At 67.2% G+C, this 1,522-nt stretch carries 2 protein-coding genes; one reads left to right on the plus strand and one right to left on the minus strand.

Going from position 1 to position 1,522, the window contains the following annotated elements; translation table 11 throughout:
- The coding region (locus WA317_RS13745) for an alpha/beta fold hydrolase (protein ID WP_425173560.1) at positions 1-1,005 on the minus strand (1,005 nt) is incomplete at its 3' end.
- Between the two features lie 170 nt (positions 1,006-1,175).
- Here WA317_RS13745 and WA317_RS13750 point away from each other — a divergent pair.
- Positions 1,176-1,522: biotin/lipoyl-containing protein (locus tag WA317_RS13750; protein ID WP_425173561.1), on the plus strand; the 347-nt coding region annotated here is incomplete at its 3' end.

Here is a 1,522-nt window from a genome sequence, read left to right on the forward strand (position 1 = left end):
GCCGATGCCACTGCCGGCCCCGGTCACCGACACCAAAGTGTCGGAGAACCCGTCCCGCGACCGGTCGACCTGCGCGCGCAGCAGCGCGCGACTCGGCGGCTTGCCTTCGACGAAGTCGGCCAGTTCCCGCACCGCGCTGGCCAGTGCCTGCGGATGCGACATCGGTGACCAGTGACCGGCTTTCAGATCGCGGCGCCACAGCCGCGGCACCCACCGCGCGGTGGCGTCGAAACCGTAGGGGCGTACGTACGGATCGGCGGTATTGACGACGAGCTGCACCGGCACGTCGACATATTGGTCACGGCGGTCACGGGAGAACGAGCGAAAGTAGTTGGCCGGGTAGGTTTTCACCGATTGCGCCGCGTCCCTGGCCATTGCCGCCGAGTGGTGAATGCTGCTGCCGGGGATGTTGCCGACGAGCAAGCGCCGGATCTGCGCGCTGGAAAATGCCGCCCGAATCAGCAGCGGCGCCAGCAGGGGCGTCGAGAAGGCCACCATGTAACTCAGCCGCAGCGCCTGGCTGAGCGCCCGCAGAAAGATCCTCGGGCGGTCCGGACGTCGCAGTCCACCGAGGATGTAGTCCACCAGGTGGCTCTGACTCGGACCGGACACCGAGGTGAACGAGGCGACTTGGTCGTGCGCGCCGGGTCGGCTGAGGTACTCCCAGATGCCCACCGAACCCCAGTCGTGAGCCAAGACGTGAACCGGCTGGCCCGGGCTGAGCGCGCCGACCACGGCCGCGAAGTCGTCGGCGAAATGCGCCATGGTGTAGTCCGACACCGCCTTGGGCACCGTCGAGCCGCCGACGCCGCGGTTGTCGTAGCGGATCACCCGGAACCGGTCGGCCAGCAACGGAACGACGCCGTCCCACAGCACATGCGAGTCGGGCCAGCCGTGCACCAGCACAACGGTGGGTCCGGCGGGATTGCCCTCTTCATAGACCGCGATGCGGACACCGTCGTGGCTGTCGACGAAGCACGTGGTCACCGGTGATAATGCTGGCATCAGACCTCCGCGCGCGCTGACCTGGTAGAAGCGCGTACGACCTTGCCCGCGCCCACCGGGAGTGTCAAGCGCCGGCGTGCCCTGACTGTGTTCAGGAGCCGCCGCAGTGACAGGATGGTTTCGGTTATTCAGCCGCGCCGATCGACCGATCAATCGAGGAGTCAACACAGATGGCCTTCTCAGTCCAGATGCCGGCACTCGGTGAGAGTGTCACCGAGGGGACGGTCACCCGCTGGCTCAAGCAGGAAGGTGACACGGTCGAAGTCGACGAACCACTGCTCGAAGTGTCCACCGACAAAGTCGACACCGAAATTCCGTCGCCGGCGTCCGGTGTGCTGACCAAGATCGTCGCGCAGGAGGACGACACCGTCGAGATCGGCGGTGAGTTGGCCGTCATCGGTGACAGCGCCGAAAGCAGCGGCGACGGCGGCGGGCCGGCGGCGACGGAACCAGAGCCGGCCGCCGCATCCGAACCCGAACCGCAGCCGGAACCGGAGCCGGAACCGGCGCACCAACC

The sequence above is a fragment of the Mycobacterium sp. genome, from assembly GCF_049802695.1.
Lineage (GTDB): Bacteria > Actinomycetota > Actinomycetes > Mycobacteriales > Mycobacteriaceae > Mycobacterium.